This window comes from Thalassobaculum sp. OXR-137, from assembly GCF_034377285.1.
In the GTDB taxonomy this organism is placed as follows: domain Bacteria; phylum Pseudomonadota; class Alphaproteobacteria; order Thalassobaculales; family Thalassobaculaceae; genus Thalassobaculum.
Genome location: NZ_CP139715.1, coordinates 686605 through 709928 on the forward strand (window position 1 = coordinate 686605; position 23324 = coordinate 709928).

Consider the following 23324-nt stretch of genomic DNA (forward strand, 5'->3'; position numbering starts at 1 on the left):
CGCAGCCAACACGGAGGGGACGGAGTGAGCACCGCCGCAGAAACGGCCAACACCCGCTCCGTCCCGTCCTCCCCGCATGGCTCCCCGGCCGCCATCGAGCTCGTTGGTATCGAGAAACGGTTCGGGCCGGTCCACGCCAATCGGGACGTGTCCCTGTCGGTCGCCCCCGGCACGATCCACGGCATCGTCGGTGAGAACGGCGCCGGCAAATCCACCCTGATGAGCATCCTCTACGGCTTCTACGAGGCCGATGCGGGAGAGATCCGGATCGACGGCAAGCGGGTTTCCATCCGCAACGCCAAGGACGCGATCCGCGCCGGCATCGGCATGGTGCACCAGCACTTCATGCTGGTCCCGCCCTTCACCGTGCTGGAGAACGTCATGCTGGGGGCCGAGGGGGCGCCCCTGCTCGCCGCCGGCATCGGCGCCGCCCGGGCGGAGCTCTTGCGCCTGGGCCGCGAATACGGGCTGGAGATCGACCCGGACGCCATTGTCGGCGAGCTGCCGGTCGGGCTGCAGCAGCGGGTGGAGATCCTGAAGGCGCTGTATCGCGGCGCCCGCATCCTGATCCTGGACGAGCCGACCGGCGTGCTGACGCCCCAGGAGACCGACCAGCTTTTCGAGATCCTGCGCGAGCTGAAGCGCGAGGGCGTCACCGTCATCCTGATCACCCACAAGCTGCGCGAGATCCTGGCGGTGACCGACACCGTGTCGGTGATGCGCCGCGGCGAGATGGTCGCCCACCGGCCGACCGCCCAGACCTCGCGCGAGGAACTGGCCGAGCTGATGGTCGGCCGCAAGGTGCTGTTCCGGGTCGAGAAGGGCCCGGCCAAGCCCGGCGCGCCGCTGCTGTCGGTGTCGGGACTGGGCGTTGTCGACAGTGCCGGCGTGACCCGGCTGCGCGACGTGTCGTTCACCGTGCGGGAAGGCGAGATCGTCGGCCTGGCCGGGGTCTCCGGCAACGGCCAGAGCGAGCTGCTGGAGGTCCTGGCCGGACTGCGCGCGCCCACATCCGGCACCGTGCGGCTGGGGCCGTTGGAGATTACGCCCGACCGTCCCTCGAACGGCGCCGAGGTTCGGGCGGCCGGGGTCGGGCATGTGCCGGAGGACCGCCACGCCATGGGCATGGTGATGGATTTCGACGCCCGGGAAAGCGCGATCCTCGGCCACCATGCCGACCCCCGTTTCAATGCCGGCCTGCTGACCGATCCGCGGGCCATCGACGACGCCTGCCGGGCGAAGATGGAGAGCTTCGACGTCCGACCGCCGGATCCGTCGCTGAAATCCTCGCTGTTCTCCGGCGGCAACCAGCAGAAGCTGGTGCTGGCCCGCGAGCTGGACGGCGACCCGAAGATCCTGCTGGTCGGCCAGCCGACGCGGGGCGTGGATATCGGCGCCATCGAATTCATCCACCGCCAGCTCGTCGCCATGCGCGACCGCGGCGCCGCCATCCTGCTGGTCTCGGTTGAACTGGACGAGATCATGGGGCTGAGCGACCGTATCCTGGTCATGTGCGGCGGCGCCCTGGTCGGCGAGCTGCCGGCCGAAGAGGCGGACGAACGAACGCTCGGGCTTATGATGGCCAACGTGCCCCTGGCCGAGATCCGTGCCCAGGGTCGTACCCAAGGCCGTACCCGGGGAGGCCCCGCATGACCGGAGATCTTGCGGCGTTCACCGAGCGCCGCCATCCGGAGCCGCCGCGCTCCGCCGATGTGCGCGATGCCTACGACCACGACAAGGGCCGGGTGATCCACTCCGCCGCCTTCCGCCGGCTGCAGGGCAAGACCCAGGTCATGGCCACCGGCGAGGGCGACTTCCACCGCACCCGGCTGACCCACAGCATCGAGTGCGGCCAGATCGGCGAAGGGCTGTTGCTGAAGATCCGCGCCGATCCGGCGGTGCCGGAGGCGCTGAAGACCTGGCTGCCCTCGGCCTCGCTGATGACCGCCTCCTGCCACGCCCACGATCTCGGCCACCCGCCCTACGGCCATAGCGGCGAGGAGACCCTGAACGCCTGCATGGCCGGCAACGGGGGGTTCGAGGGCAACGGCCAGACCCTGCGGGTGCTGAACCGACTGGAGAAGTACCGGCGGGCGGGGATCGGTCTGAACCCGACCCGGCGACTCAACCTGGCGGTGCTGAAATACCCCGCCTCCTATTCCGCCTGCGCCGCCGCCTTCGCGACGCTGGGCAAGGATGCCGACGACCGGCCGCCGAAATGCTACCTGGACAGCGAGCAGGACATCGTCGACTGGGCGCTCGCTCCGTTCTCCAACGCCGACCGCGACACCCTGCCGGCGCTGGACACCACCGGCCGGCCGATCTACCGGACCATCGACTGCGCGCTGATGGAATGCGCCGACGACATCGCCTATGGGGTCCACGACCTGGAGGATGCCATCGCCCGCGGGCTGATCCGGCGCGACACCTTCGAGGCCTATGCGGCCCGCACCGCGGATCTGCCGGATTTCGAGGGGCTGAAGGCCGAGGGGCTCGGTCTCGACCGCGACGCCCTTGCCGACGCCCTGTTCTCGCGCTCCAGCTACGACCGCAAGCAGGCGATCTCCGCCCTGGTCAACGTGCTGGTCACCCATGTGAACGTGTTCGAGCGGCCGGAATTCGAGCATCCGCTGCTGCGCCACACGGTCGATTTCGCCGGGCCCGTGAAGGACCTGGTGCGGTTCCTGAAGACCTTCGTCTATGAGACCGTGATCAACAGCGCCTCGGTCCGCCAGCTCCGCCGCAAGGGGCATCTGGTGGTGAACAGCCTGTTCGACGAGTTGATCCACGACCCGACCATGATCCCGGAGAGCGCGCGCGACGACCTGCTGAGCTCCGATCCGATCCAGCGTCAGGTCTGCGACTACATCGCCGGGATGACGGACACTTATGCCGAGCGGCTGTACCGGCGCATGTTCGAGCCGGGTTTCGGGACCACGACGGATGAGCTCTAGGTCGATCGGCGTCTCTATGAACACACCCTTTCCCCCTCACCGACTTCCTGGGCCCGCGCAGCGGGATCCAGGACCCATGGCTCCGACCGCCCTCTGGATCCTGGATCGTCCGGCCATGGGCCGGCCGTCCAGGAAGTCGGTGAGGGAGGAGCGGCTGAACACCGCTCTCAAGCAAAGCCGAGCCGGGAGCCTGATATGAGCCGGGAGCTGCCCGCCTGGATCGATATCGGCGTTCTGCCGGCCCTGAACATCCTGATGGCCTTCGTGGTCGCCGGGCTGATCGTGCTGATCGTCGGCGAGAACCCGCTGGAAGCGCTGGATGTGCTGGTGGCCGGGGCTTTCGGCTATCCGGGGTCGCTCGGCTACACGCTGTACTACACCACCAACCTGATCTTCACCGGCCTCGCCGTCGCCGTCGCCCACCATGCCGGGCTGTTCAACATCGGCGGCGAGGGTCAGGCCTATATCGGCGGGCTCGGGGTCGGCATCGCGGCCCTGTCCCTGGACACCGTCCTGCCCGGCTGGCTGGTGATCCCCATCGCCGGACTGGCCGGCGGGCTGTTCGGCGCCGCCTGGGCCTTCATCCCGGCCTGGCTGCAGGCCCATCGCGGCAGTCACATCGTCATCACCACCATCATGTTCAACTTCCTGGCCGCCGCCCTGATGGTCCACCTGATGGTGAACGTGGTGATCGAGCCCGGCCAGATGTCGCCTCAGAGCCGGGAGATGGCGGAGGCCGTCTGGCTGCCCTTCGTGCACGACATTCTCGGCGGCTTCGGCATCGAGGTGGCGCCCTCGCCGCTCAACGTGTCGATCTTCTGGGCCGGACTCGCCTGCATCTTCGTCTGGCTGCTGATCTGGCGCACCCGGTGGGGCTACGCGATCCGCACCGTCGGCCGCAACGAGAAGGCAGCGGTCTATGCCGGCATCGACCCCAAGCGGGTGATCGTGGTCTCCATGGTGATCTCCGGCGCGCTGGCCGGTTTTGTCGGCCTCAACGAGCTGCTGGGCGTGCACCACCGGCTGCTGCTGAACTTCACCGCCGGCTACGGCTTCACCGGCATCGCCGTCGCCCTGATGGGCCGCAGCCACCCGGTCGGCATCGTTCTGGCGAGCCTGCTGTTCGGGGCGCTGTACCAGGGCGGCACCGAGCTCGATTTCGAGTTCCAGACCATCACCCGCGATCTGGTCGTGGTGATCCAGGGTCTGGTGATCCTGTTCTCCGGGGCGCTGGCCTTCATGCTGCATCCCACCGCGCTGAAGCTTTGGCGCGGGTGGACGGCCCGGCGGGAGGCCGCGTGATGGTCGATCTCGCCGAGTTCTGGCTGCTGTTCGTCCTGACCCTGGACGCCACCATCCGGGTCGCCGCCCCGCTGATCCTCTGTGCCATGGCCGGCCTGTTCAGCGAGCGCTCCGGCGTGGTCGATATCGGGCTGGAGGGCAAGATGCTGGCCGGCGCCTTCGCCGCCGCCGCCGTCGCCTATGTCACCGGCAACGCCTGGCTCGGCCTGCTGGCCGCCATGGCGGTGTCGACCGCGCTCGCCCTGCTGCACGGCTTCGCCTGCATCACCCATCGCGGCGATCAGGTGGTCAGCGGCGTGGCGATCAACGTGCTGGTGGCGGGGCTGACCATCGTGCTCGGCATCGCCTGGTTCTCCCAGGGCGGGCAGACGCCGCCCCTGCCCCAAGGCGGCCGGTTCCAGTCCATCGCGTGGCCCTTCGCCGCCGAGATGCAGGCGGTGCCGGTGCTCGGCCAGTTCTATGCGGAGGTGCTCAGCGGCCACAACATCCTGGTCTATGTGGCGCTGGCCTCGGTCCCGTTCACCTGGTGGTTGGTCTACCGCACCCGGTTCGGCCTGCGCCTGCGCGCCGTCGGCGAGAGCCCGAGCGCGGTCGACACCGCCGGCATCTCGGTGACCTTCCTGCGCTACCGGGCGCTGCTGTTCACCGGCGCGCTCTGCGGCATCGCCGGCGCCTATCTCTCCACCGCCCAGTCCGCCGCCTTCGTGCGCGACATGACGGCGGGCAAGGGCTACATCGCGCTCGCCGCCCTGATCTTCGGCAAATGGCGGCCGGTGCCGGCCTTGATGGCCTGCCTGCTGTTCGGGTTCCTCGACGCGGTCGCCACACGGCTCCAGGGGGTGGAGATCCCCGGCATCGGCCAGGCGCCGGTGGCGCTGATCCAGGCCCTGCCCTATGCCTTGACGGTGATCCTGCTGGCGGGCTTCATCGGCAAGGCCATCGCGCCCAAGGCGATCGGCGTGCCCTATGTGAAGGAACGGTGAGACCGGCCATGGACCTGTCGTCCCTGGATATCGAGACCGAGCGGCTGCACCTGCGCGCCTATCGCGAGGACGACGCGGCGGAGATCTTCGCGGCGGTGACGCCGGAGATCTGCGAATACATGACCTTCAATCCGGCGCAGTCCGTCGAGGAGGTCCGCTTGATCGGCGAAAAGTGGCTGATCCAGGCGGCGGAGGGGCGCGAAGTGGCGGTGCCGATCCGGGACAGGGCGACACAGCGTTTTCTCGGCATGGGGGGCATCCATTACCGCAAGCATCCTCAACCCGGTCTGGGCATCTGGGTCCGCGCCGACGCCCAGGGCCGGGGCTACGGCCGCGAGGCCATCGTCGGGCTGATCGGCTACGTGCGCGACGTGCTGGGAGAGCCGGAAGTTCACTACGTCGTTGCCGAGGAGAACGGCCCCAGCCGCCGGATCCCCGAAAGCCTGGGCGGCGTGGTGTTCGGCAGCGAGACCGTCCAGCGGCCCTCCGGCCCGCTCTACCCCGGCGTCATTTATCGGATCGCCCTGACATGACCGAGATCGACCGCATCGACGCCGCCGTCGCGGCCATCCAGGCCGCCGCCCCCGGGTTCAGGCCACGCCTCGGCATCGTGCTCGGCTCCGGGCTGGATGCCTGTGCCGAGGCGATCACCGGACGGGTCGACATCTCCTACGCCGATATCCCCGGCTTCCCGAAGCCCGCCGTCGACAGCCATGCCGGACGGCTGCGGCTCGGCTCGCTCGGCGGGCTGCCCGTGGCGATGCTGCGCGGCCGGGCCCATGCCTATGAGGGTCATCCGATGGTCGATGTGGTGCGGCCGGTGCGCACGCTCGCCCGCCTCGGCTGCCAGGCGGTGGTGCTGACCAATGCGGCAGGCTCCCTGCGCGAGGAGGTCGGCCCCGGCCGGCTGATGGCGATCACCGACCACATCAACTGGTCCGGCCTGAACCCGCTGACCGGGCCGAACCTGGCGGCACTCGGCGCCCGGTTCATCGACATGACCACCGCCTACGATCCTGGCCTGCGTGGCCACCTTGCCGCCGCCGCCGCAGAGATCGGCCTCGACCTCGCCGAGGGGGTGTATTTCTGGTACCCGGGCCCGAGCTTCGAGACCCCGGCGGAGATCCGCGCCTTCAAGACCCTGGGCGCCGACGCGGTCGGCATGTCCACCGTGCCGGAATGCATCGCCCTGCGGCATATGGGGGTGAAGGTGGCCGGCATCTCGACCATCACCAACCTGGCCGCCGGCATGGGTGACGGCACCGCGCTCGACCATGCCGACGTCATGACCACCGGAGCCGCCATGGCCCAGGACCTCGCCCGCCTGCTCACCGCCTTCGCTGGGATCGCCGCCGATGACCTCTGAAGCGCTCGCCGACACCGCCCGCCGGGCGATCGCCTGCCTGGACCTGACCTCGCTGAACAACGGCGACGACGATGCGGCGATCGAGAAGCTCTGCCGGCGCGCGGTGACGCCGGCCGGGCCGGTCGCCGCCGTCTGCGTGTGGCCGCGCTTCGTGCCGCTCTGCCGCGACCGGCTGGAGGGCAGCGGCGTGAAGGTCTGCACCGTGGTGAACTTCCCGCACGGCCGCGACAGTGTGGAGCGGGTGCGCGACGAGATCCTGCCGGCCATCGCCGACGGCGCCGACGAGATCGACGTGGTGCTGCCGTACACCGCGCTGCTGACCGGCCGGGTGGCGGAGGCGCGGGCGGTGCTCGACATGGCCCGGCTGATGACCGGCGAGGCGACGTTGAAAGTGATCCTGGAGACCGGACGCCTGCTCACCCAATCGGCGATCCGCGAAGCCTCGGAGCTGGCCGTCGACGCCGGGGCCGACTTCCTGAAGACCTCCACCGGCAAGGTGGCGATCTCCGCCACGCTGGAGGCCGCCCATGTGCTGCTGGACGTCGCGGCGGCCGCACCCCGCCCGGTCGGCGTGAAGGTCGCCGGCGGCGTGCGCACCACCGACCAGGCCGCCGCCTATCTGCGGCTGGCCGATGCGATCAACGGACGGGCCGAGCCGTCAAACTTCCGCTTCGGCGCCAGCGGTCTGCTGGACGCGCTGCTGGCGACACTGGACGGCGGGCCGGCGACGGTGTCAGCGGGGTATTAACGAGTTGGGCGATATTTCGGATTAGTGTTAACCTTCTACGGTTAAGCAATAACCTCAATTTGCAAACCGCGAGTAATCATTTCAATTCTCTTGATGCCAACTTTTCCAGATAACTTTCTAGCCGCTATACGGATATTAGCCGGATAATCAGGCTCCTCCAGAATGCTACCAAGTTCACGGCCAATACGAGTGAACTCTATACACTGCCAACTGGCGTTACATTCTTGCGAAAAATGGACTCGCAAAAGAGTCGTGCCGGCAGACATAGGACTCCATAGCGCGTCACCATTATAAACTGGTCGATAGGGAGGTAGAAACTGATTTATTTTTGTCTGGGCCATTAGGCCAGCTTCTGCCATCCGTTTCCAACGACTGAACCATTCCCCGCGCGCGAACTCCTCATTATAGTCAACCGCACCACCGACGCTCTTTGACCAAACCAAACTAAAATCTTCGGCAGTAGATTTGTCTAACTCACTCACCGTCCGAAGCGTTGATAAGGAAAAAGAACCATTCCGCATCACTTCGCCTGCGAGGATTCGTGCAAACAAGTTCTGTAGTTGCTCGGATGATGCATCATCAGCGAGCCGCATGAACTTGTTCATCCAATCATCGTCGGGTGGTGCCGCTTCGCTAGAATTGGTCTTTCCTACTTGATCGACTGTGTATTCTGCAGCCTTCTGCGCAATCTGCACGCGGTTTCTAGCTTTGCGAACGGCCGACGGTAGATAAATTTCCATGGCCAGCTGCATAATTGCGGGATCATTTAACGCGCTTTCGGCTACACCCTTTGCCAGAACCGCGGAAACTGTCGATCGTGCCGCCGTGACATCATTTATGGCTTGTGCGGGGCGCTTTAGCCACGCTGCAGGTATTGCCGTTGCGCTGCCAATGAGGTGGCTAACGGCCTTGAAAAAACTGGTTTCAACTGGGGCAGGCAAACCGCTGATACTGTCAGCAATCGCCTCCAGAGCAGATGATTTCTCTTCGGCCATGTAGTCCCGCCGTCCAGCCGATCACGGGCTTTAGTATAAAAAGAAATCTGGTTGAAATCTACAGAGGCTATATATTCTTGAACTTCCTCAGGAAGGCGTCGACCGCCTCGGTGACTTTCCGTTCGGCCTCGTCGACGCGCCGCATCTGCTGCATCACGTCCCGCGCCGCCGTGGCCGCCTCGGCGGAGGCCGCTTCGACGCCGCCGATGTTCTGATCGACCGCCGTCACACGCTGGGCCGTGTCCGCCATGTTGCCGGTGATGTCCGACGTCACCGCACCCTGCTCCTCGGCGGCGGTGGACATGGCCGTGGCCTGTTCGCGGACCAGCTCGATGGCCTCGGTGATCGACCGGATGGCGGCGACATTCTCCCGCACCGCCTTGGTGACGCTGTCCACTTCGGAGCCGATCTCCTCGGTGGACGCGGTGGTCTGGGAGGCGAGCTTGCGGACCTCTTCCGCGACCACGGCAAAGCCGCGCCCGGCATCGCCCGCCCGGGCCGCTTCGATGGACGCGTTCAGGGCGAGCAGGTTCGTCTTGTTGGCGATGTCCTTGATGAGCGTGACCACGCCGGTGATGCGCTTGGTCGCAGTCTCCAGATTCTGCAGCGACGAGGTCGCCACCGCCGCCCGGTCGGAGGCGTCTTCGGTCAGGCCGGAGGTCTTGGTCACCCCCTTGACGATCTCCTGGATGGACGACGCCATCTGATCCATCGCCACGGCGACGATGGAGACGTTCTCGGAGGCGGCAACCGAGTTCTCCTTGACGACGGAGCCCTGGCGGTTCGTCGATTCCGCCGTCGCGACCATCGATTCAGCGGAGATCTTGGAGCGTTTCGACGCCTTGTGCAGGGCGTTCATCGCGCCGACGACGCTGTCGTGGAAATCCCTGCCGAGCGCCTGCACCGGGCGCAGGAGAATCATCGACAATCCGTAGCCGCAGGCCAGGATGATCAGGCCGAACACGCCCAGGGTGACAATGGCGCTGCGGATCGAGGCGTTGGCATCCGCCATCGCCTCTTCCTGGGTCACCGAGAGGATGATCTTCCAGTCGAGCCCGGGCAGGCTGACCTGCTCGAAGCCGGCGATGACCGGGATGCCCTTGTGATCCAGCGCGGCGACGCGGCCCTGCGTGCTTTCGAGGGCCCGGGTGACGACCTCGCTGGACATCGGCGACCCGATGGCGAGATTCTCCGCATTCTGAGGAACGGACCGCAGCTGGCCGTTCGAGCCCATCAGGAAAGTTTCGGCGGTCTCGAAGCCGGCGATGTCCTTGTTGACGATCGCGTTGATCCGATCGACCGGCATCTGGAACGCAATAATCCCGATGAGCTCGCCGTTTTCCTTCAGGGGGGCGAGCAGGAACGAGGCGTCCTGGTTGTAGGACGGCTCGTAGGGCTCGAAATCGACGAAGAGGATGTCGTCCGACTTGTCGCGGATGATCTGCTGAACCGCCCGTCCGAAAGCCGACCCGCTATAGGGACCGTCGACGAAGGACGTGGAATAGTCGAGCTCCTTGAAGACGGAATAGACGATCCGGCCGTCCTTGGGTTCGAACAGGAAGATGTCGTAGAACGCGAACTCTTCCAGATACGCCTTGAAATACGGGTGATAGGTCTCGTGGAGGCTGGAATACCGGCTGCCGTCGCCTGCCGCCATGAGCAGGTGCTTCTCGCCGATTTTCTCGGGATTGTCGGAAATGTAGAGGTGCTGAAGCGTCTCCGAGATCGGATCGATCTTCATCCACCGGTCCAGATCCGCCTGGGTTGCCCCCGCGGTATTTTCCTGCTGGTAGCGGTAGCGCTGCTCCAGGCTCTCGGCGTTTATGGCTGCGGAGGTGTCCAGCTCGTCGATCGCGGCGGTGAAGGCCCGCGTCGCGTCGGTGACCACCGGATTGATCGCGAGCGTGCGCGCGATGCTCAGGAGCGTTCCGAAGTAAGTCTCGACCATCTCCTGCTTCAGGTCGACGACGGAGGCGATTTCCGCACGGGCCGCGTCTTCGGCCATCGTGTACATGCGGGAGATATCCAACACGGAGCTGACGATCAGAGGCAGGATGCCGGCCGCCAGCAACGCACCCATAACCTTGTATTTGAACTTCATCGCCGATGGATCACATTCTGTTTCCCACACATATCGACGTACCAGATTTCGAGACGGCATTCACACGATATGTCGATGGGCATGCCGTCGGATAGGGGTCCGCTGCGGACGAGACACCGGAGGGGCTTTCCGACGCGCGCCCCGCGCCGGAAAGCAGCGCCTCAGTTCACCGGCGTGATCAGCGGCTTGCCGGCGAGACCCGCCAGGGCGTTCTCCATCACCAGCCGGCCCATGGCGAGGCGGGTGTCATGGGTGGCGCTCGCCTGGTGCGGCTGCAGGACGACGTTCTCGGTCATGTCCTTCAGCGCCTGGGGCACCTTCGGCTCCTGCTCGAACACGTCGAGGCCGGCGGCGCCGAGCCGTCCATCCTTCAGCGCCTCGATCAGGGCCGCCTCGTCCACCACCGAGCCGCGGGCGACGTTCACCAGCACGCCGGCCGGGCCGAGCGCGTCGAGAACCTCGCGGTCGATCATGTGCTTGGTGGACGCCCCGCCCGGCACGATGGCGATCAGGAAGTCCACGTCCTTCGCCATGGACAGCAGATCGCCGTAATAGGTGTAGGGCACGTCCGTCTTCTTGCTGCGGGTATGGTAGGCGATGTCCATCTTGAAGCCCTCGCAGCGCCGGGCGATCTCGATGCCGATGCGGCCGAGGCCGAGGATGCCGACCTTGCGGCCATGCACCCGCTGGGTGAAGGCCATGTTGCCCTCGCTCTCCCACTTGCCGGCGCGCACATAGCGGTCGGCATGGGGGATCTTGCGGCAGGTAGCGAGCAGCAGGCCCAGGGCGAAATCGGCGACCTCGTCGCTCAGCACGTCCGGGGTGTTCGACACCTTGATGCCGCGCTCGGTCGCCGCCTTCACGTCGACCCCGTCATAGCCGACGCCGTGATGGGCGATCACCTTGGCCTTGGGCAGGGCGTCCATGATGTCGGCGCCGCAGGCGGTGGCCCCGGCGATCGCCTCGCAGCGGTCGGCGATGGAGGCGAGCAGGCCCGCCTTGTCCTTGCTCTCCCAGAGCTTGTGGACGGTGAAATGGTCGTCCAGCTCCTTCATGGCGACGTCGTACCAGGGGGAGATGACGAGGAGATCGGGCTTGGTGCTCACGGCTGGCGTCCTTCTGTCGGGGCGTGAATTTTGGGCGTGAATTTGGGCGTGATGGGTCAGAACGATGAATTGGGTTGCTGGAGAAAGGCGATCTCCTCGGCGGTGCTCTGCCGGCCCAGGGTCTCGTTGCGATGGGGGAAGCGGCCGAACCGGTCGACGATCTCCTTGTGCCGCCGGGCGAACTCGGTCAGCTCGTCATCGCCCAGCGCGGTGAACAGCGCCATGCACAGGGCCTGGTCGGCCGGGTTCTCGCTATGCTCGAAGGGCAGGTAGAGGAACAGCCGGCGATCCCGGCTCGCCCCCGCATGGTCGCCCTCGGCGAGGGCGCGGCGGGCAAGCGCCAGGGCGGCCGGATCCTGGGCGAAGGCGCGGGCATCGCCGCGCAGCAGGTTGCGCGACATCTGGTCGAGCAGGAGGATCAGGGCGAGCCGTCCGTCCGGCGTCTCGGCCCAGGCGTCGAGCCGGCCCTCGGCGGCGGCCGCGTGGGTCGGGCCGAACCGCGCCTGCAGCGTGGCGTCGAACGCGTCGCTCTTCTTGAACCAGTCTTCCTGCGAACACTCCTCGAACCAGAAGGTCAGAACGTCCTCGACGGTGGCGGTATCGGTCATCGGTATCCTCCCGCCGCGACCTTAGCGGAGCCACCGCAAAGGTTGAAGCGTGCGGATCGCTCGGGATCGCCGGAGAGCGGCCGCGACGGAATGCGGCCTTGCCGACGTTGACCGCGATGCGCACATAGGAGTCGGATCAGGAGGATCGAACCATGCTGAAATTCGGGCGACGGGTCGGGATGCTGGGCGTATGCGCGCTGGCCCTGGCCGGATGCGTGACGGCGCAGAACACCATTCAACCGACGGATTCCGAGGGCCGCCGCGCCTATCTGCGCTACGCCGGCTCGGACAGCCCGGTCTATCTGCGCGCCGCCAATCCGCCGACGGAACTGGGCGACCATGATGCCGTCGCCTCGGTGATGGCGAACGCGGCCAGCGGCGCCGTCTTCGCGATGCCGACGACCTTCACCTCGGAGATCGGTGCGGCGAACCATCCGAACTTCCGCATCGTCGCCCTGTTCGATCCGGAAGAGTCCCTGTCGACCGCCGATGTCTGCGAGTCCGAGGCCCGCGCCGCCGACGTGGCGGCCGCGCGCTATAGCGACCGCACCAACCTGTTCCTCGCCTTCTGCACCCGCGGCGAAGCGCTGGGCGGCACCAAGGTCAGCGGCCCGAAGATCACGTCGCTGAGCGATCCGGCCCTGGCGAAGATGACCCGCGCCGGCATCCAGGAGATGTTCGCCGTCGATGCCCGCGACCGCAGACGCGGCGAGCCGCCGGTGCTGGGCTCGATCTCCGGCAACCCGAGCAATTTCGGCTTCCGCCTGAACCCGCTGGAAGGGGTGATCAACTGAGGCGCGGAGGCTCTCCCTCTCCTCCACTCCTCTCTCACTTCACTCCCCGGATTCATTCCGGGGTCCACCCATCACTCGGCACGGGCGTCGGTGATCGCGGCCAGGCGTCTAGGTCGCGCCCAGTGGTGGACCCCGGAATGAATCCGGGGAGTGTAAGTTGTTTGCGGGCGGGGAATAGCTGCCGCCGCAGCCCGCCTCTAAAACTGATCCTCGGCCAGGGCCATCACCGTCTCCCCGCCGGCGGTGATGGTGTCCAGCAGGGACGGCGCCTGGGCCAGAACGTGGTCGGCGTAGTGCCGCACCGTCACCAGCTTCGCCTCCAGATACCGCGCGTCGACATCGCCGCCTTCCGACAGCAGCCGCCGCGCCGCCAGGCCCGACCGCGCCATCAGCCAGCCGCCGGCCACCAGGCCGAACAGCTTCAGGAACACCGCCGAGGGAGAAGCCGCCGCCGCCGGGTCGCCCGGCATGGTCGCCACCACCCAGTCGGTCGCCTCGGCCAGGGCCTTGCGGCCCGCCGACAGATGGCGGTGCATGGCGTGCAGGGTGGTGTCGCCCGCCGCGTGCTCGGAAAGCTCGGCGACGGTCAGGTCGATATCGGCCAGCAGTTCGCCCATGGCCGCCCCGCCGTCGCGGGACACCTTGCGACCGACCAGATCCAACGCCTGGACGCCGTTCGCCCCCTCGTAGATCGGCAGGATGCGGGCGTCGCGGTGATGCTGGGCGGCACCGGTCTCCTCGATGAAGCCCATGCCGCCATGGACCTGGATGTTGGTGGAGCAGATCTCCACCGCCGTATCGGTGCACCAGGCCTTGGCCACCGGGATCAGCAGGTCGACCCGGCGCTGGGCCTTCGACGCAACGTCCTTGTCGGCGTGCCGGTCGGCGGTATCGATGGCGGCGGCGGTGTCGTAGACCAGCCCGCGCATCGCCTCGATCTGCGCCTTCATGGTCATCAGCATGCGGCGCACGTCCGGGTGGTGGATGATCGTCACGCCGTCGCTCGAGCCGTTGATCGCCCGGCTCTGGACCCGGTTGCGGGCATAGTCCACCGCCTGCTGGTAGGCGCGCTCGGCAATGGCCACGCCCTGCAGGCCGACGGCCAGTCGGGCGTTGTTCATCATGATGAACATGTACTCGATGCCGCGGTTTTCCTCGCCGACCAGCCAGCCGACCGCGCCCTCGTCCTCGCCATAGGCCATCACGCAGGTCGGGCTCGCATGGATGCCCAGCTTGTGCTCCAGACCGACCGGCCGCACGTCGTTGCGCGTGCCCGGATTGCCGTCGGCGTCGGGGATGAATTTCGGCACGATGTAGAGCGAGAGACCCTTGGTGCCGGCAATGCCGTCGGGCGAACGGGCCAGCACCAGATGCACGATGTTGGCGGTGCAGTCGTGGTCGCCCCAGGTGATGTAGATCTTCTGACCCTTCAGCCGGTAGCTGCCGTCGTCCCGCTTCTCCGCCTTGGTGCGGATAGCACCCAGATCCGTGCCGGCCTGGGGCTCGGTCAGGTTCATGGTGCCGGTCCACTCGCCGGACACCAGCTTGGGCAGGTACAGCGCCTTCTGCTCGTCGGAGCCGACCTCGCGCAGGGCGTCGATCGCCGCCTGGGTGAGCAGCGGGCACAGGCCGAAGGCGAGGTTGGCGCCCTGCCACATCTCCTGCAGCGCGGTGGAGACCAGCCAGGGCAGGCCCATGCCGCCGTATTCTTCCTCGAAGGGCGCGCCGTTCCAGCCGCCCTCGGCGAACTGGCGGTAGGCGTCCGGGAATCCGTTGGGTGTCCGCACAACGCCGTTTTCCAGCGTCGGCGGATACTTGTCGCCGACTGAGTTCAGCGGGGCGAGCACGTCGCCGGCGAGCTTACCGCCTTCCTCCAGGATCTGGGAGACCAGATCGGGGTCGGTGCCGTCGAGCCCGGGCAGGGCCGCGATGCGGTCGAGACCGACCACGTCGTTCAGCACGAAGCGCATGTCGCGCAGGGGGGCAGCGTAAGGGCTCATCACTCGCGTCCTCTTCCTCCCGCGCCGGCCGTCTTGCAGGGGCCCGGTCACGATCCTCGAAATCGAGCGCCCTTATATAGTCGCGATGACCGGGCGCCCAACCCAGGGACGACATATCTGTCGCCTGCGGAGAATCCTACTCCGAAATGGGCGGGCGCCCAGCTTTCGTGTTGGCGTCAGAGCACCTTGCCCGGGTTGAAGATGCCCGTCGGGTCCAGGGTCGCCTTGATCGCCCGCATCAGGTCCATGGAGACCGCGTCCTTGTAGTGGGCGAGTTCGCCGCGCTTCAGGCGGCCGATGCCATGCTCGGCGCTGATCGAGCCGCCCATCTCCACCACCGTGTCATGGACCGCCCGGTTGAACTCGTCCCAGCGCGCCAGGAAGGCCTTGCCGTCGCCGCCTTCGGGGACCTGCAGGTTGTAGTGCAGGTTGCCGTCGCCGACATGGCCAAAGCCGACCAGCCGCACCGTGGGGTCGATCTCCTCCACCTTCTTCCAGGCGGCATCGTAGAACTCGGCGATGCGCGAGACCGGAACGGAGACGTCGTGCTTGATCGACGCGCCCTCGATCTTCTGGCTCTCCGAGGCGTTCTCGCGCAGCTTCCAGAACTCCTGGCGCTGGGCCTCGTTCTGGGCGATGGCGGCGTCGATCACCAGCCCGGCCTCGAACGCGCCCTCCAGAATCGACTCCAGCCGCTCCGACAGCCCGCTCTCGCCGGACGCCGTGGAGACCAGTTCCAGCAGGACGTAGAACTCGTAGCGCTCGGCCAGCGGGTCCTCGCAGTCCGGCATGTGCTTGAGCACCAGGTCGATGACCAGCCGCGGCATCAGCTCGAAAGTCTCCACCGCGTCGCCGCTCTCCGCCCGGGCGCGGCCGAGCAGGGTGACGGCTGAGGCCACGTCCGGCACCGCGCAGAAGGCGCTACGCACGTCGGTCGGCTTGGGGAAGATCTTCAACACGGCGGCGGTGATGATGCCGAGCGTGCCTTCCGCACCGAGGAAGAGTTGCTTCAGGTCGTAGCCGGTATTGTCCTTGCGCAGGCCGCGCAGGCCGTTCCAGATCCGGCCGTCCGGCAGCACCACCTCAAGGCCGAGCACCAGCTCGCGGGCATTACCGTATTTCAGCACGTTGGTGCCGCCGGCATTGGTCGACAGGTTGCCGCCGATCATCGCGCTGCCCTCGGCGGCCAGCGACAGCGGGAAATAGCGGTCGGCGTCGGAGGCCACCTGCTGCAGGCTCTCCAGGATGCAGCCGGCCTCCACCGTCATGGTGTAGTTGTCCGGATCGACGGCACGGACCTTGTTCATGCGCGCCAGCGACAGGATGATCTCCTCGCCGCCCTCGTCCGGGGTCGAGCCGCCGCACAGGGAAGTGTTGCCGCCCTGGGGGACGATGGGGATGCCGGCCTCGGCGCAGACCGCGACCACGTCGGCCACTTCCTGGGTATTCGCCGGCTTCACCACCATGCGCGCCGAGCCGCCGTAGAGCCCGCGCCAGTCGGCCAGATGCGGCGCCATGGCGTCGGCGTCGTCGATCCAGCCCTTCGGGCCGACGATGGTCTTGATGCGCTCCAGAGCCTGGTCGGCGTCGTTGCGGGTGGCGGCGGCTGGCGCGGCCATGGGCAGTCTCCTCACGGTGAGGTATGGGACATGTGGATAACCCGATCATAAGGCTCCATCCCCGCACGACAAGATGCGTCCGCGATTGGTCCATTCACCGGGGCGGAAATTTGGCCTCAGGCGGAGGGGATGCTAGCCGAGCTTCCCAGCTGCTCCTCTGCTTTTGGTCATCCTGGCGCAGGTCAGGATCAACGCTCCCCCCTCACTCCCCGGATTTATTCCGGGGCCCACGGTTGGTCCTGCTCGGCAACCGGGGACCTTGCGTCGCCGCCCTCGCGCGGGCAGGGGTGGACCCCGGAATAAATCCGGGGAGTGCTTTGAAAAATGGGAAAGTGTGTCACCCGCGCGGTGCCGCTGCCCGGCGCAGGCGGTCGTTGATCGCGGCCCCCAGCCCTGCTTCCGGGATCTGAGCGACCGCGATGGCGGCCACGCCCTGCCGGTCCAGCGCGCGCAGCAGCGCGAAGAGATTGGCCGCCGCCTCCACCGGATCGCCCGTGGGGCTGAGATCGGCCTCCGCCCCCAGGTGCCCGGCGAAATCCAGCCCGACCTCGCCCGCCCGCAGTTCGGTGGCGTTCAACCGAACCGGCGCCGCCGGCGCGTAGTGGCTGGCCAGCATCCCCGGCGCGGTGATCGCATCCCCATGGCCGGCCAGCTCGATCGGTCCGACCAGCGCCTCGATCTGTTCCCGGGTGACCGAACCCGGCCGCAACAGCCGCGGCGTCTCGCCGGAAACGTCCAGCACCGTGCTCTCCAGCCCGACCGTGCACGCCCCGCCGTCGAGGATCACGTCCAGCCCGTCGAAGCCCTCGGCCGCCACATGGGCCGCATTGGTCGGGCTGACCCGGCCCGACCGGTTGGCGCTGGGGGCGGCGATGGGGCGGCCGACCTCCGCCAGCAGCGCGCGGGCGTCGGGCTTGCCGGGCACGCGGATCGCCACCGTCTCCAGCCCGGCGGAGGTCAGCCAGGCGATGGGACAGCCCTCGGCCCGGCGCAGCACCAGGGTCAGCGGTCCTGGCCAGAACGCCTGCGCCACCGCCCGCGCGGCTTCCGTCGCCTGTCCAAGGGCGAAGGCGGTCTCCACATCGGGCACATGGCTGATCAGCGGATTGAAGCGCGGCCGGCCCTTGGCGGCGAAGATCTTGGCCACCGCCGTCTCGTCGGTGGCATCGGCGCCGAGCCCGTAGACGGTCTCGGTGGCGAAGGCGACGAGGCCGCCGGCACGCAGGATCCGCGCCGCCTCGGCACGGGCGTCAGGGTCGTCGAGGGGGCGGATCGGTACGGACATGGCGGGGCAGGTGCCTCACGGGAGACGCAACGTCAAGTCGCGGTACTGTTTTGCAGTGCAGCATAGCCGTCGGCCCGCTACACTGCTCCGACAATCTTTAGAGGAGGGAGGGCCTGAATGGCACGCATCCTCACCGTCGCCCAGCAGAAGGGCGGCGCCGGCAAGACAACGCTGGCCGCCCATCTCGCCGTGGCGATCGCCGAGACCGGTAAGTCCGTCGCCGTCGTCGATATCGATCCCCAGGCCTCGCTGTCCTCCTGGTGGGACATGCGCACCGAGCTGGGCCTGCCCGAACCGTCCAACGGCAAGGGCAAGGGCAGCCTGTCGGTGCACCGGATCACCGGCTGGCGCACCGCCAACGAGGTCGAGAAACTGGCCCGCGACCACGACGTGGTGGTGGTCGACAGCCCGCCCCATGCCGAGACCGAGGCGAAGATCGCCGTGCGGGTGGCGGATCTGGTGCTGGTGCCGCTGCAGCCGAGCCCGATGGATTTCTGGGCCACCCAGGCGACCCTGGACCTCGCCAAATCGGAGAAGACCGCCGCCCTGCTGGTGCTGAACCGGGTGCCGTCGCGCGCCTCCCTGACCGAGGCGATGACGGCGAAGACCGGCGAGATGGGGGCGAAGGTGGCGAAGGCGACCATCGGCAACCGCACCGCGCTGGCCGCCTCCCTGCTGGAGGGCAAGGGGGTGACCGAATATCAGAAGCGCGGCACCGCGGCGGCCGAGATCAAGGCGCTGGCCGCCGAGGTGATGAAGAAGTAGAGGGCGTACCCGCACTCTCGATCTGGCCCCGGCCCTTCGACATGCCCCTGCGGGGCTGCTCAGGGCGAGGTCTCCATTAATTTCCAGATGACCTCGCCCTGAAATTTCCAGATGACCTCGCCCTGAGCAGCGCAGGCCCGGACTTGGTCCGGGTCGGAGCGTGTCGAAGGGTCGGAGCGTGTCGAAGGGCCGGCCTGTCGCGCCTTTTCCCTACAGGTTCCGCGCCCGCTCCCGCAGGACGAATTTCTGCACCTTGCCAGTGGAGGTCTTCGGCAGCTCGCCGAACACCACCGTCTTCGGCGCCTTGAAATGCGCCATGTGCTCGCGGGCGAAGGCGATGAGCTGGGCCTCGGTCGCCTCCTTGCCGGGGCGCAGGGTGACGAAGGCGCAGGGGGTCTCGCCCCATTTCTCGTCCGGGCGGGCGACCACCGCCACGTCCATCACCGCCGGGTGCTTGTACAGCACACCCTCGACCTCGATCGTGGAGATGTTCTCGCCGCCGGAGATGATGATGTCCTTGGAGCGGTCCTTGAGCTCGATATAGCCGTCCTCGTGCATCACGCCGAGATCGCCGGTATGGAACCAGCCGCCCTTGAACGCCTTGTCGGTGGCCGACGGGTTCTTCAGATATCCCTTCATCACCACGTTCCCGCGCATCATGACCTCGCCCATGGTCTCGCCGTCGGCGGGCACGGGCGCCAGGGTCTCGGCATCGGCGATGTAGAGGCCTTCCAGCGACGGGTAGCGCACGCCCTGGCGCGATTTCAGCGCCGCCTGCTCGTCCACTGGCTTGATCGACCACTCGTCGTGCCAGGCGCAGACCACAGCCGGGCCGTAGACCTCGGTCAGGCCGTAGACATGGGTGACGTCGATGCCCAGGTTCTGCATCCCGGCCAGGACCGGAGCCGGCGGCGGCGAGGCGGCGGTCATCATCTGGACCGATTGCGGGAAGGACTGCTTGGTCTGCTCGTCGGCGTTCAGCAGCATCGACATGACGATGGGCGCGCCGCAGAGATGGGTCACCCCCTCCTCGGCGAAGGCCTTGTAGATCGCCGAAGCCTCGACCTTGCGCAGGCAGACATGGGTGCCCGCCTGCACGGTGATGGTCCACGGAAAGCACCAGCCGTTGCAGTGGAACATCGGCAGGGTCCAGAGATAGACCGGGTGCATCTTCATACCCCAGACCATGATGTTCCCCAGCGCGTTCAGATAGGCGCCGCGGTGGTGGTAGACCACGCCCTTGGGGTCGCCCGTCGTGCCGGACGTGTAGTTGAGGGCGATGGCATCCCACTCGTCGTCGGGCCGCACGCCCGCGAAATCCGGATCGCCCGTGGCGAGGAAGGATTCGTAGTCCACCTCGCCCAGCTTCTCGCCGCCCGGCCCTTCGCTGTCGTCGATGTCGATGACCAGGAGTTCGCGGTCGGTCAGGGTCAGGGCTTCGTTGATCACCGGCGCGAACTCGGTGTCGGTCAGCAGGACCTTGGCCTCGCCGTGATCGAGGATGAAGGCGATGGTGGCCGCGTCCAGGCGCGTGTTCAGCATGTTCAGCACACCACCGGCCATCGGCACGCCATGGGCCGCTTCCACCCCTTCCGGCGTGTTCGTCAGCATGGCCGCCACGGTGTCGTTCTTGCCCACCCCGCGCTTCGCCAGCGCCGAGGCCAGCCGGCGGCAGCGCTCTGCCGTCTGCGCCCAGGTGTAGCGCCGCTTGCCATGGGCGATGGCCAGCCGGTCCGGGAAGGTCGCGGCGGTGCGCACCAGGAAGCTCAACGGCGACAACGGCACGTAGTTCGCGGCGTTGCGGTCGAGATCGGTTTCGAACGGATTATCGGCAGTAGCAGTAGCAGTCATTGTCGCTCTCCGGTGGTCGCGCAGACCCTAGCCGAGAACGCGAATTATGCCCACACCCCGAGATGCTGGACCAGAATGACGCTGCCGATGCCGATCAGGATCAGCCCGCCGATGGCGCCCGCCGGCCGGCCGATGGCATTGCCGGCGGCCCGGCCCAGCAGCATGCCGAGACACGCCAGGACGAAGGTCACGGCGGCGATGGCGAGCGCGGTCGGCACCACCGCATCCTCCATCAGCGCCAGCACGGCGCCGACGGCGAAGGTGTCGACGCTGGTGCCGATGGCGGTCAGCACGAGGGTCGGCCAGATCACCGCCGGGCCGCTATCGGCCTCGGACGGGACGATCAGGCTTTCCCAGATCATCTTGATGCCCACGCCCCCGAGGATGCCGAAGGCGATCCAGTGGTCGACCGCCGCCACATAGGTGTTGGCGGCATGCCCAAGCGACCAGCCGATCAGCAACGCCACCGTCTCCGCCGCGGCGAAGACCAAGGCGATGGTCAGGATATCGACGGCCCGATGACGGTCCTGGCGCGCACCTTTTCCGATGGCGACGGTGAACGCGTCCGCCGAGACGCCGACGGCGAGGGCAAGGGTCGAAATCATTCCGGGTCCGCCGGTCTGTGGATGGGCACCGCAGCGCCCCTGTGGGATGCCCCGTATATAGCGACCTCCGGCGGGGAAGTCAAAAATTAGGCAAAGCTAACTTTATGATATTAAAGAGAGTTTCTTACATGGAGGATGACATCTATACCCCCCTCAATCTTCTTAGTCGGCCGCCGGACGGGACCGGTCCGGCCGGCGACTAAACCTGTCCGCGATCCCGCCCGGCCGGCAGCCGCGGCAATGCTGCCGCTTAACAAGACCGCCACCTCGCGCATAGAGTTCGCAGAAGAACGAACAGACGGACCGACAACGGTCCCGCCGACAAGGGAGGCCGCGACGATGGGTCAATTCGACGACGTCTATGCCGCGTGGCGCTCGGACCCGCAGGCGTTCTGGGCGCGCGCCGCCGAGGATGTGGTGTGGACCAAGCGCTGGGACACCGTGCTCGACGACAGCAACCCGCCGTTCTACCGGTGGTTCGTCGGGGGCGAGACCAACACCTGCTACAACGCGGTCGACCGACATGTGGACGAAGGGCGCGGCAGCCAGCCGGCCATCATCTACGACAGCCCGGTCACCAAGACCGTGGAGACCATCACCTACGACCAGCTCAAGGAACGGACGGCCGCCTTCGCCGGCGCCCTGGCGGGCCTGGGGGTGCGCTATGGCGACCGGGTGATCCTCTACATGCCGATGATCCCCGAGGCGGTAATCGCCATGCTGGCCTGCAGCCGGATCGGCGCGATCCATTCGGTGGTGTTCGGCGGCTTCGCCTCCAAGGAACTGGCGACCCGGATCGACGACGCCAAGCCGAAGGTGATCGTCGCCGCCTCCTGCGGGTTGGAGGGCCAGCGGGTGGTCCACTACAAGCCGCTGCTGGACCGGGCCATCGAGCTGGCCGAGCACAAGCCGAACGCCTGCATCATCAAGCAGCGCCCCCAAGAGGAGGCCTCCCTGGTCATGGGCCGCGACTGGCTGTGGGAGGACGCGGTCGACCAGGCGGAGCCGGCCAAATGCGTGCCGGTCAAGGCGGAGGATCCCGTCTACATCCTCTACACCTCCGGGACGACCGGGAAGCCGAAGGGCGTAGTGCGCGCCACCGGCGGCCATCTGGTCACCCTGAAATGGTCGATGCCGAACATCTACGGCATGGACACCGGCGACGTGTACTGGGCCGCCTCCGATGTCGGCTGGGTGGTCGGCCACTCCTACATCGTCTACGCGCCGCTGTTCCACGGCTGCACCACGATCCTCTACGAGGGCAAGCCGATCGGCACGCCCGATGCCGGCGCCTTCTGGCGGGTGATCGCCGACCACAAGGTCAAGGCGATGTTCACCGCCCCGACCGCCCTGCGCGCGATCAAGAAGGAGGATCCCCAGGGCAAGCTGCTGGCGAACTACGACCTGTCCCATTTCCGCGCCCAGTTCCTGGCCGGCGAGCGCTGCGATCCGGACACGCTCAAATGGGCCCAGGACAAGTTGAACGTGCCGGTGATCGACAACTGGTGGCAGACCGAGACCGGCTCGCCCATCGCCTCCAACTGTCTCGGCATCGAACTGCTGCCGTTCAAGCCGGGATCGCCGACCCGCGCCGTGCCGGGCTACGAGGTCCATGCCCTGTCGCCGGAGGGCGAGGAGATGCCGCCGGGCGAGATCGGCTCGCTGGCGATCAAGCTGCCCATGGCGCCCGCCGCCCTGCCGACCCTATGGAACAACGACGAGCGCTTCGTGGAAAGCTACATGGCCGAGTTCCCCGGCTACTACCAGACGGGGGATGCCGGCATCGTCGACGAGGACGGCTATCTCCACGTCATGTCGCGGACCGACGACATCATCAACGTCGCCGGCCACCGCCTGTCGACCGGCGGCATGGAAGAGGTGCTGGCCAGCCACCAGGACGTCGCCGAATGCGCGGTGATCGGCGTCGCCGACGAGGTGAAGGGCCAGGTGCCGCTCGGCTTCCTGGTGCTGAAGGACGGGGTGAACCGGCCGCATGAGGAGATCGTGAAGGAGGTGGTCGCCATGGTGCGCGACCGCATCGGACCGGTCGCGGCCTTCAAGCAGGCGACGGTGGTCCACCGGCTGCCGAAGACCCGCTCGGGCAAGATCCTGCGCGCCACCATGCAGAAGATCGCCGACGGCGAGAGCTTTTCCACCCCCGCCACCATCGACGACCCGGCGATCATCGACGAGATCGGCGCGTCGCTGCAGACCATCGGATACGCCCGCAAAGGGGCATAAG

At 67.2% G+C, this 23324-nt stretch carries 19 protein-coding genes; 10 read left to right on the forward strand and 9 right to left on the reverse strand.

Annotated features, from left to right (window positions below; all coding sequences use genetic code 11):
* The first annotated feature begins 24 nt into the window (after positions 1-24).
* The 7 genes from T8K17_RS03300 to deoC all read left to right on the forward strand — a co-directional run bounded on the left by T8K17_RS03300 (position 25) and on the right by deoC (position 7353).
* Positions 25-1653, forward strand: coding sequence for an ABC transporter ATP-binding protein (locus tag T8K17_RS03300; RefSeq protein WP_416153166.1), 1629 nt, complete (start codon positions 25-27; stop codon positions 1651-1653).
* Positions 1650-2954, forward strand: a complete 1305-nt coding sequence (locus tag T8K17_RS03305) for an anti-phage deoxyguanosine triphosphatase (RefSeq protein WP_322333079.1) — start codon at positions 1650-1652, stop codon at positions 2952-2954. The genes T8K17_RS03300 and T8K17_RS03305 overlap by 4 nt, the downstream gene beginning before the upstream one ends.
* A 195-nt stretch (positions 2955-3149) precedes the next feature.
* Positions 3150-4256 (forward strand): ABC transporter permease, encoded by a 1107-nt coding sequence (locus T8K17_RS03310; RefSeq protein WP_322333080.1) that lies wholly within the window; start codon positions 3150-3152, stop codon positions 4254-4256.
* Positions 4256-5239 (forward strand): ABC transporter permease, encoded by a 984-nt coding sequence (locus tag T8K17_RS03315; protein ID WP_322333081.1) that lies wholly within the window; start codon positions 4256-4258, stop codon positions 5237-5239. Before T8K17_RS03310 ends, T8K17_RS03315 begins: the two co-directional genes overlap by 1 nt.
* A gap of 8 nt (positions 5240-5247) precedes the next feature.
* On the forward strand, positions 5248-5772 hold the full coding sequence (locus T8K17_RS03320; protein WP_322333082.1) for a GNAT family N-acetyltransferase: 525 nt from the start codon (positions 5248-5250) through the stop codon (positions 5770-5772).
* Complete coding sequence (locus T8K17_RS03325; RefSeq protein ID WP_322333083.1) at positions 5769-6605, forward strand: purine-nucleoside phosphorylase; 837 nt, start codon at positions 5769-5771, stop codon at positions 6603-6605. Before T8K17_RS03320 ends, T8K17_RS03325 begins: the two co-directional genes overlap by 4 nt.
* Positions 6595-7353, forward strand: coding sequence for a deoxyribose-phosphate aldolase (deoC, locus tag T8K17_RS03330; protein ID WP_322333084.1), 759 nt, complete (start codon positions 6595-6597; stop codon positions 7351-7353). The genes T8K17_RS03325 and deoC overlap by 11 nt, the downstream gene beginning before the upstream one ends.
* A gap of 41 nt (positions 7354-7394) precedes the next feature.
* On the opposite strand, the gene T8K17_RS03335 is transcribed toward deoC, so the two are convergent.
* The 4 genes from T8K17_RS03335 to T8K17_RS03350 all read right to left on the reverse strand — a co-directional run bounded on the left by T8K17_RS03335 (position 7395) and on the right by T8K17_RS03350 (position 12163).
* Positions 7395-8348: a DUF2806 domain-containing protein gene (locus tag T8K17_RS03335; protein ID WP_322333085.1), complete on the reverse strand. Its 954-nt coding sequence runs from the start codon at positions 8346-8348 to the stop codon at positions 7395-7397.
* A gap of 67 nt (positions 8349-8415) precedes the next feature.
* Positions 8416-10449, reverse strand: coding sequence for a methyl-accepting chemotaxis protein (locus T8K17_RS03340; RefSeq protein WP_322333086.1), 2034 nt, complete (start codon positions 10447-10449; stop codon positions 8416-8418).
* A gap of 161 nt (positions 10450-10610) precedes the next feature.
* Positions 10611-11555, reverse strand: a complete 945-nt coding sequence (locus T8K17_RS03345) for a 2-hydroxyacid dehydrogenase (protein WP_322333087.1) — start codon at positions 11553-11555, stop codon at positions 10611-10613.
* A 56-nt stretch (positions 11556-11611) separates the two neighbouring features.
* Positions 11612-12163: a DUF924 family protein gene (locus tag T8K17_RS03350; protein ID WP_322333088.1), complete on the reverse strand. Its 552-nt coding sequence runs from the start codon at positions 12161-12163 to the stop codon at positions 11612-11614.
* A 152-nt stretch (positions 12164-12315) separates the two neighbouring features.
* Between T8K17_RS03350 and T8K17_RS03355 the strand changes: the two genes are divergently transcribed.
* Positions 12316-12957: a hypothetical protein gene (locus T8K17_RS03355; RefSeq protein ID WP_322333089.1), complete on the forward strand. Its 642-nt coding sequence runs from the start codon at positions 12316-12318 to the stop codon at positions 12955-12957.
* Positions 12958-13154: 197 nt separating this feature from the next.
* Here T8K17_RS03355 and T8K17_RS03360 read toward each other — a convergent pair whose 3' ends face one another.
* The 3 genes from T8K17_RS03360 to T8K17_RS03370 all read right to left on the reverse strand — a co-directional run bounded on the left by T8K17_RS03360 (position 13155) and on the right by T8K17_RS03370 (position 17861).
* Positions 13155-14957 (reverse strand): acyl-CoA dehydrogenase, encoded by a 1803-nt coding sequence (locus T8K17_RS03360; protein WP_322333090.1) that lies wholly within the window; start codon positions 14955-14957, stop codon positions 13155-13157.
* A 176-nt stretch (positions 14958-15133) separates the two neighbouring features.
* The gene (locus tag T8K17_RS03365) at positions 15134-16576 is read right to left on the reverse strand and encodes an FAD-binding oxidoreductase (RefSeq protein ID WP_322333091.1); all 1443 of its coding nucleotides are present in this window, start codon (positions 16574-16576) and stop codon (positions 15134-15136) included.
* A 337-nt stretch (positions 16577-16913) separates the two neighbouring features.
* On the reverse strand, positions 16914-17861 hold the full coding sequence (locus T8K17_RS03370; RefSeq protein ID WP_322333092.1) for an L-threonylcarbamoyladenylate synthase: 948 nt from the start codon (positions 17859-17861) through the stop codon (positions 16914-16916).
* A gap of 117 nt (positions 17862-17978) precedes the next feature.
* Between T8K17_RS03370 and parA the strand changes: the two genes are divergently transcribed.
* Positions 17979-18626, forward strand: coding sequence for a ParA family partition ATPase (parA, locus tag T8K17_RS03375; protein WP_322333093.1), 648 nt, complete (start codon positions 17979-17981; stop codon positions 18624-18626).
* Positions 18627-18836: 210 nt separating this feature from the next.
* Here the strand turns inward: parA and T8K17_RS03380 are convergent, their stop codons facing one another.
* Together T8K17_RS03380 and T8K17_RS03385 are read right to left on the reverse strand one after the other, a co-directional pair.
* Positions 18837-20477, reverse strand: a complete 1641-nt coding sequence (locus T8K17_RS03380) for an acyl-CoA synthetase (protein ID WP_322333094.1) — start codon at positions 20475-20477, stop codon at positions 18837-18839.
* Between the two features lie 44 nt (positions 20478-20521).
* Entirely contained in the window at positions 20522-21082 is a 561-nt protein-coding gene (locus T8K17_RS03385) for a manganese efflux pump MntP family protein (RefSeq protein WP_322333095.1), read from the reverse strand.
* 339 nt (positions 21083-21421) lie between these two features.
* Here T8K17_RS03385 and T8K17_RS03390 point away from each other — a divergent pair, with 339 nt between their 5' ends.
* Entirely contained in the window at positions 21422-23323 is a 1902-nt protein-coding gene (locus T8K17_RS03390; protein ID WP_322333096.1) for a propionyl-CoA synthetase, read from the forward strand.
* The last annotated feature ends 1 nt before the right edge of the window (position 23324 follow it).

Coding starts and splice junctions, on each gene's coding strand:
- T8K17_RS03305 (WP_322333079.1), top strand. CDS start 1,650: ATGACCGGAGATCTTGCGGCGTTCACCGAGCGCCGCCATCCGGAGCCG.
- T8K17_RS03310 (WP_322333080.1), top strand. CDS start 3,150: ATGAGCCGGGAGCTGCCCGCCTGGATCGATATCGGCGTTCTGCCGGCC.
- T8K17_RS03315 (WP_322333081.1), top strand. CDS start 4,256: ATGGTCGATCTCGCCGAGTTCTGGCTGCTGTTCGTCCTGACCCTGGAC.
- T8K17_RS03320 (WP_322333082.1), top strand. CDS start 5,248: ATGGACCTGTCGTCCCTGGATATCGAGACCGAGCGGCTGCACCTGCGC.
- T8K17_RS03325 (WP_322333083.1), top strand. CDS start 5,769: ATGACCGAGATCGACCGCATCGACGCCGCCGTCGCGGCCATCCAGGCC.
- deoC (WP_322333084.1), top strand. CDS start 6,595: ATGACCTCTGAAGCGCTCGCCGACACCGCCCGCCGGGCGATCGCCTGC.
- T8K17_RS03335 (WP_322333085.1), bottom strand. CDS start 8,348: ATGGCCGAAGAGAAATCATCTGCTCTGGAGGCGATTGCTGACAGTATC.
- T8K17_RS03340 (WP_322333086.1), bottom strand. CDS start 10,449: ATGAAGTTCAAATACAAGGTTATGGGTGCGTTGCTGGCGGCCGGCATC.
- T8K17_RS03350 (WP_322333088.1), bottom strand. CDS start 12,163: ATGACCGATACCGCCACCGTCGAGGACGTTCTGACCTTCTGGTTCGAG.
- T8K17_RS03355 (WP_322333089.1), top strand. CDS start 12,316: ATGCTGAAATTCGGGCGACGGGTCGGGATGCTGGGCGTATGCGCGCTG.
- T8K17_RS03360 (WP_322333090.1), bottom strand. CDS start 14,957: ATGAGCCCTTACGCTGCCCCCCTGCGCGACATGCGCTTCGTGCTGAAC.
- T8K17_RS03365 (WP_322333091.1), bottom strand. CDS start 16,576: ATGGCCGCGCCAGCCGCCGCCACCCGCAACGACGCCGACCAGGCTCTG.
- T8K17_RS03370 (WP_322333092.1), bottom strand. CDS start 17,861: ATGTCCGTACCGATCCGCCCCCTCGACGACCCTGACGCCCGTGCCGAG.
- parA (WP_322333093.1), top strand. CDS start 17,979: ATGGCACGCATCCTCACCGTCGCCCAGCAGAAGGGCGGCGCCGGCAAG.
- T8K17_RS03380 (WP_322333094.1), bottom strand. CDS start 20,477: ATGACTGCTACTGCTACTGCCGATAATCCGTTCGAAACCGATCTCGAC.
- T8K17_RS03385 (WP_322333095.1), bottom strand. CDS start 21,082: ATGATTTCGACCCTTGCCCTCGCCGTCGGCGTCTCGGCGGACGCGTTC.
- T8K17_RS03390 (WP_322333096.1), top strand. CDS start 21,422: ATGGGTCAATTCGACGACGTCTATGCCGCGTGGCGCTCGGACCCGCAG.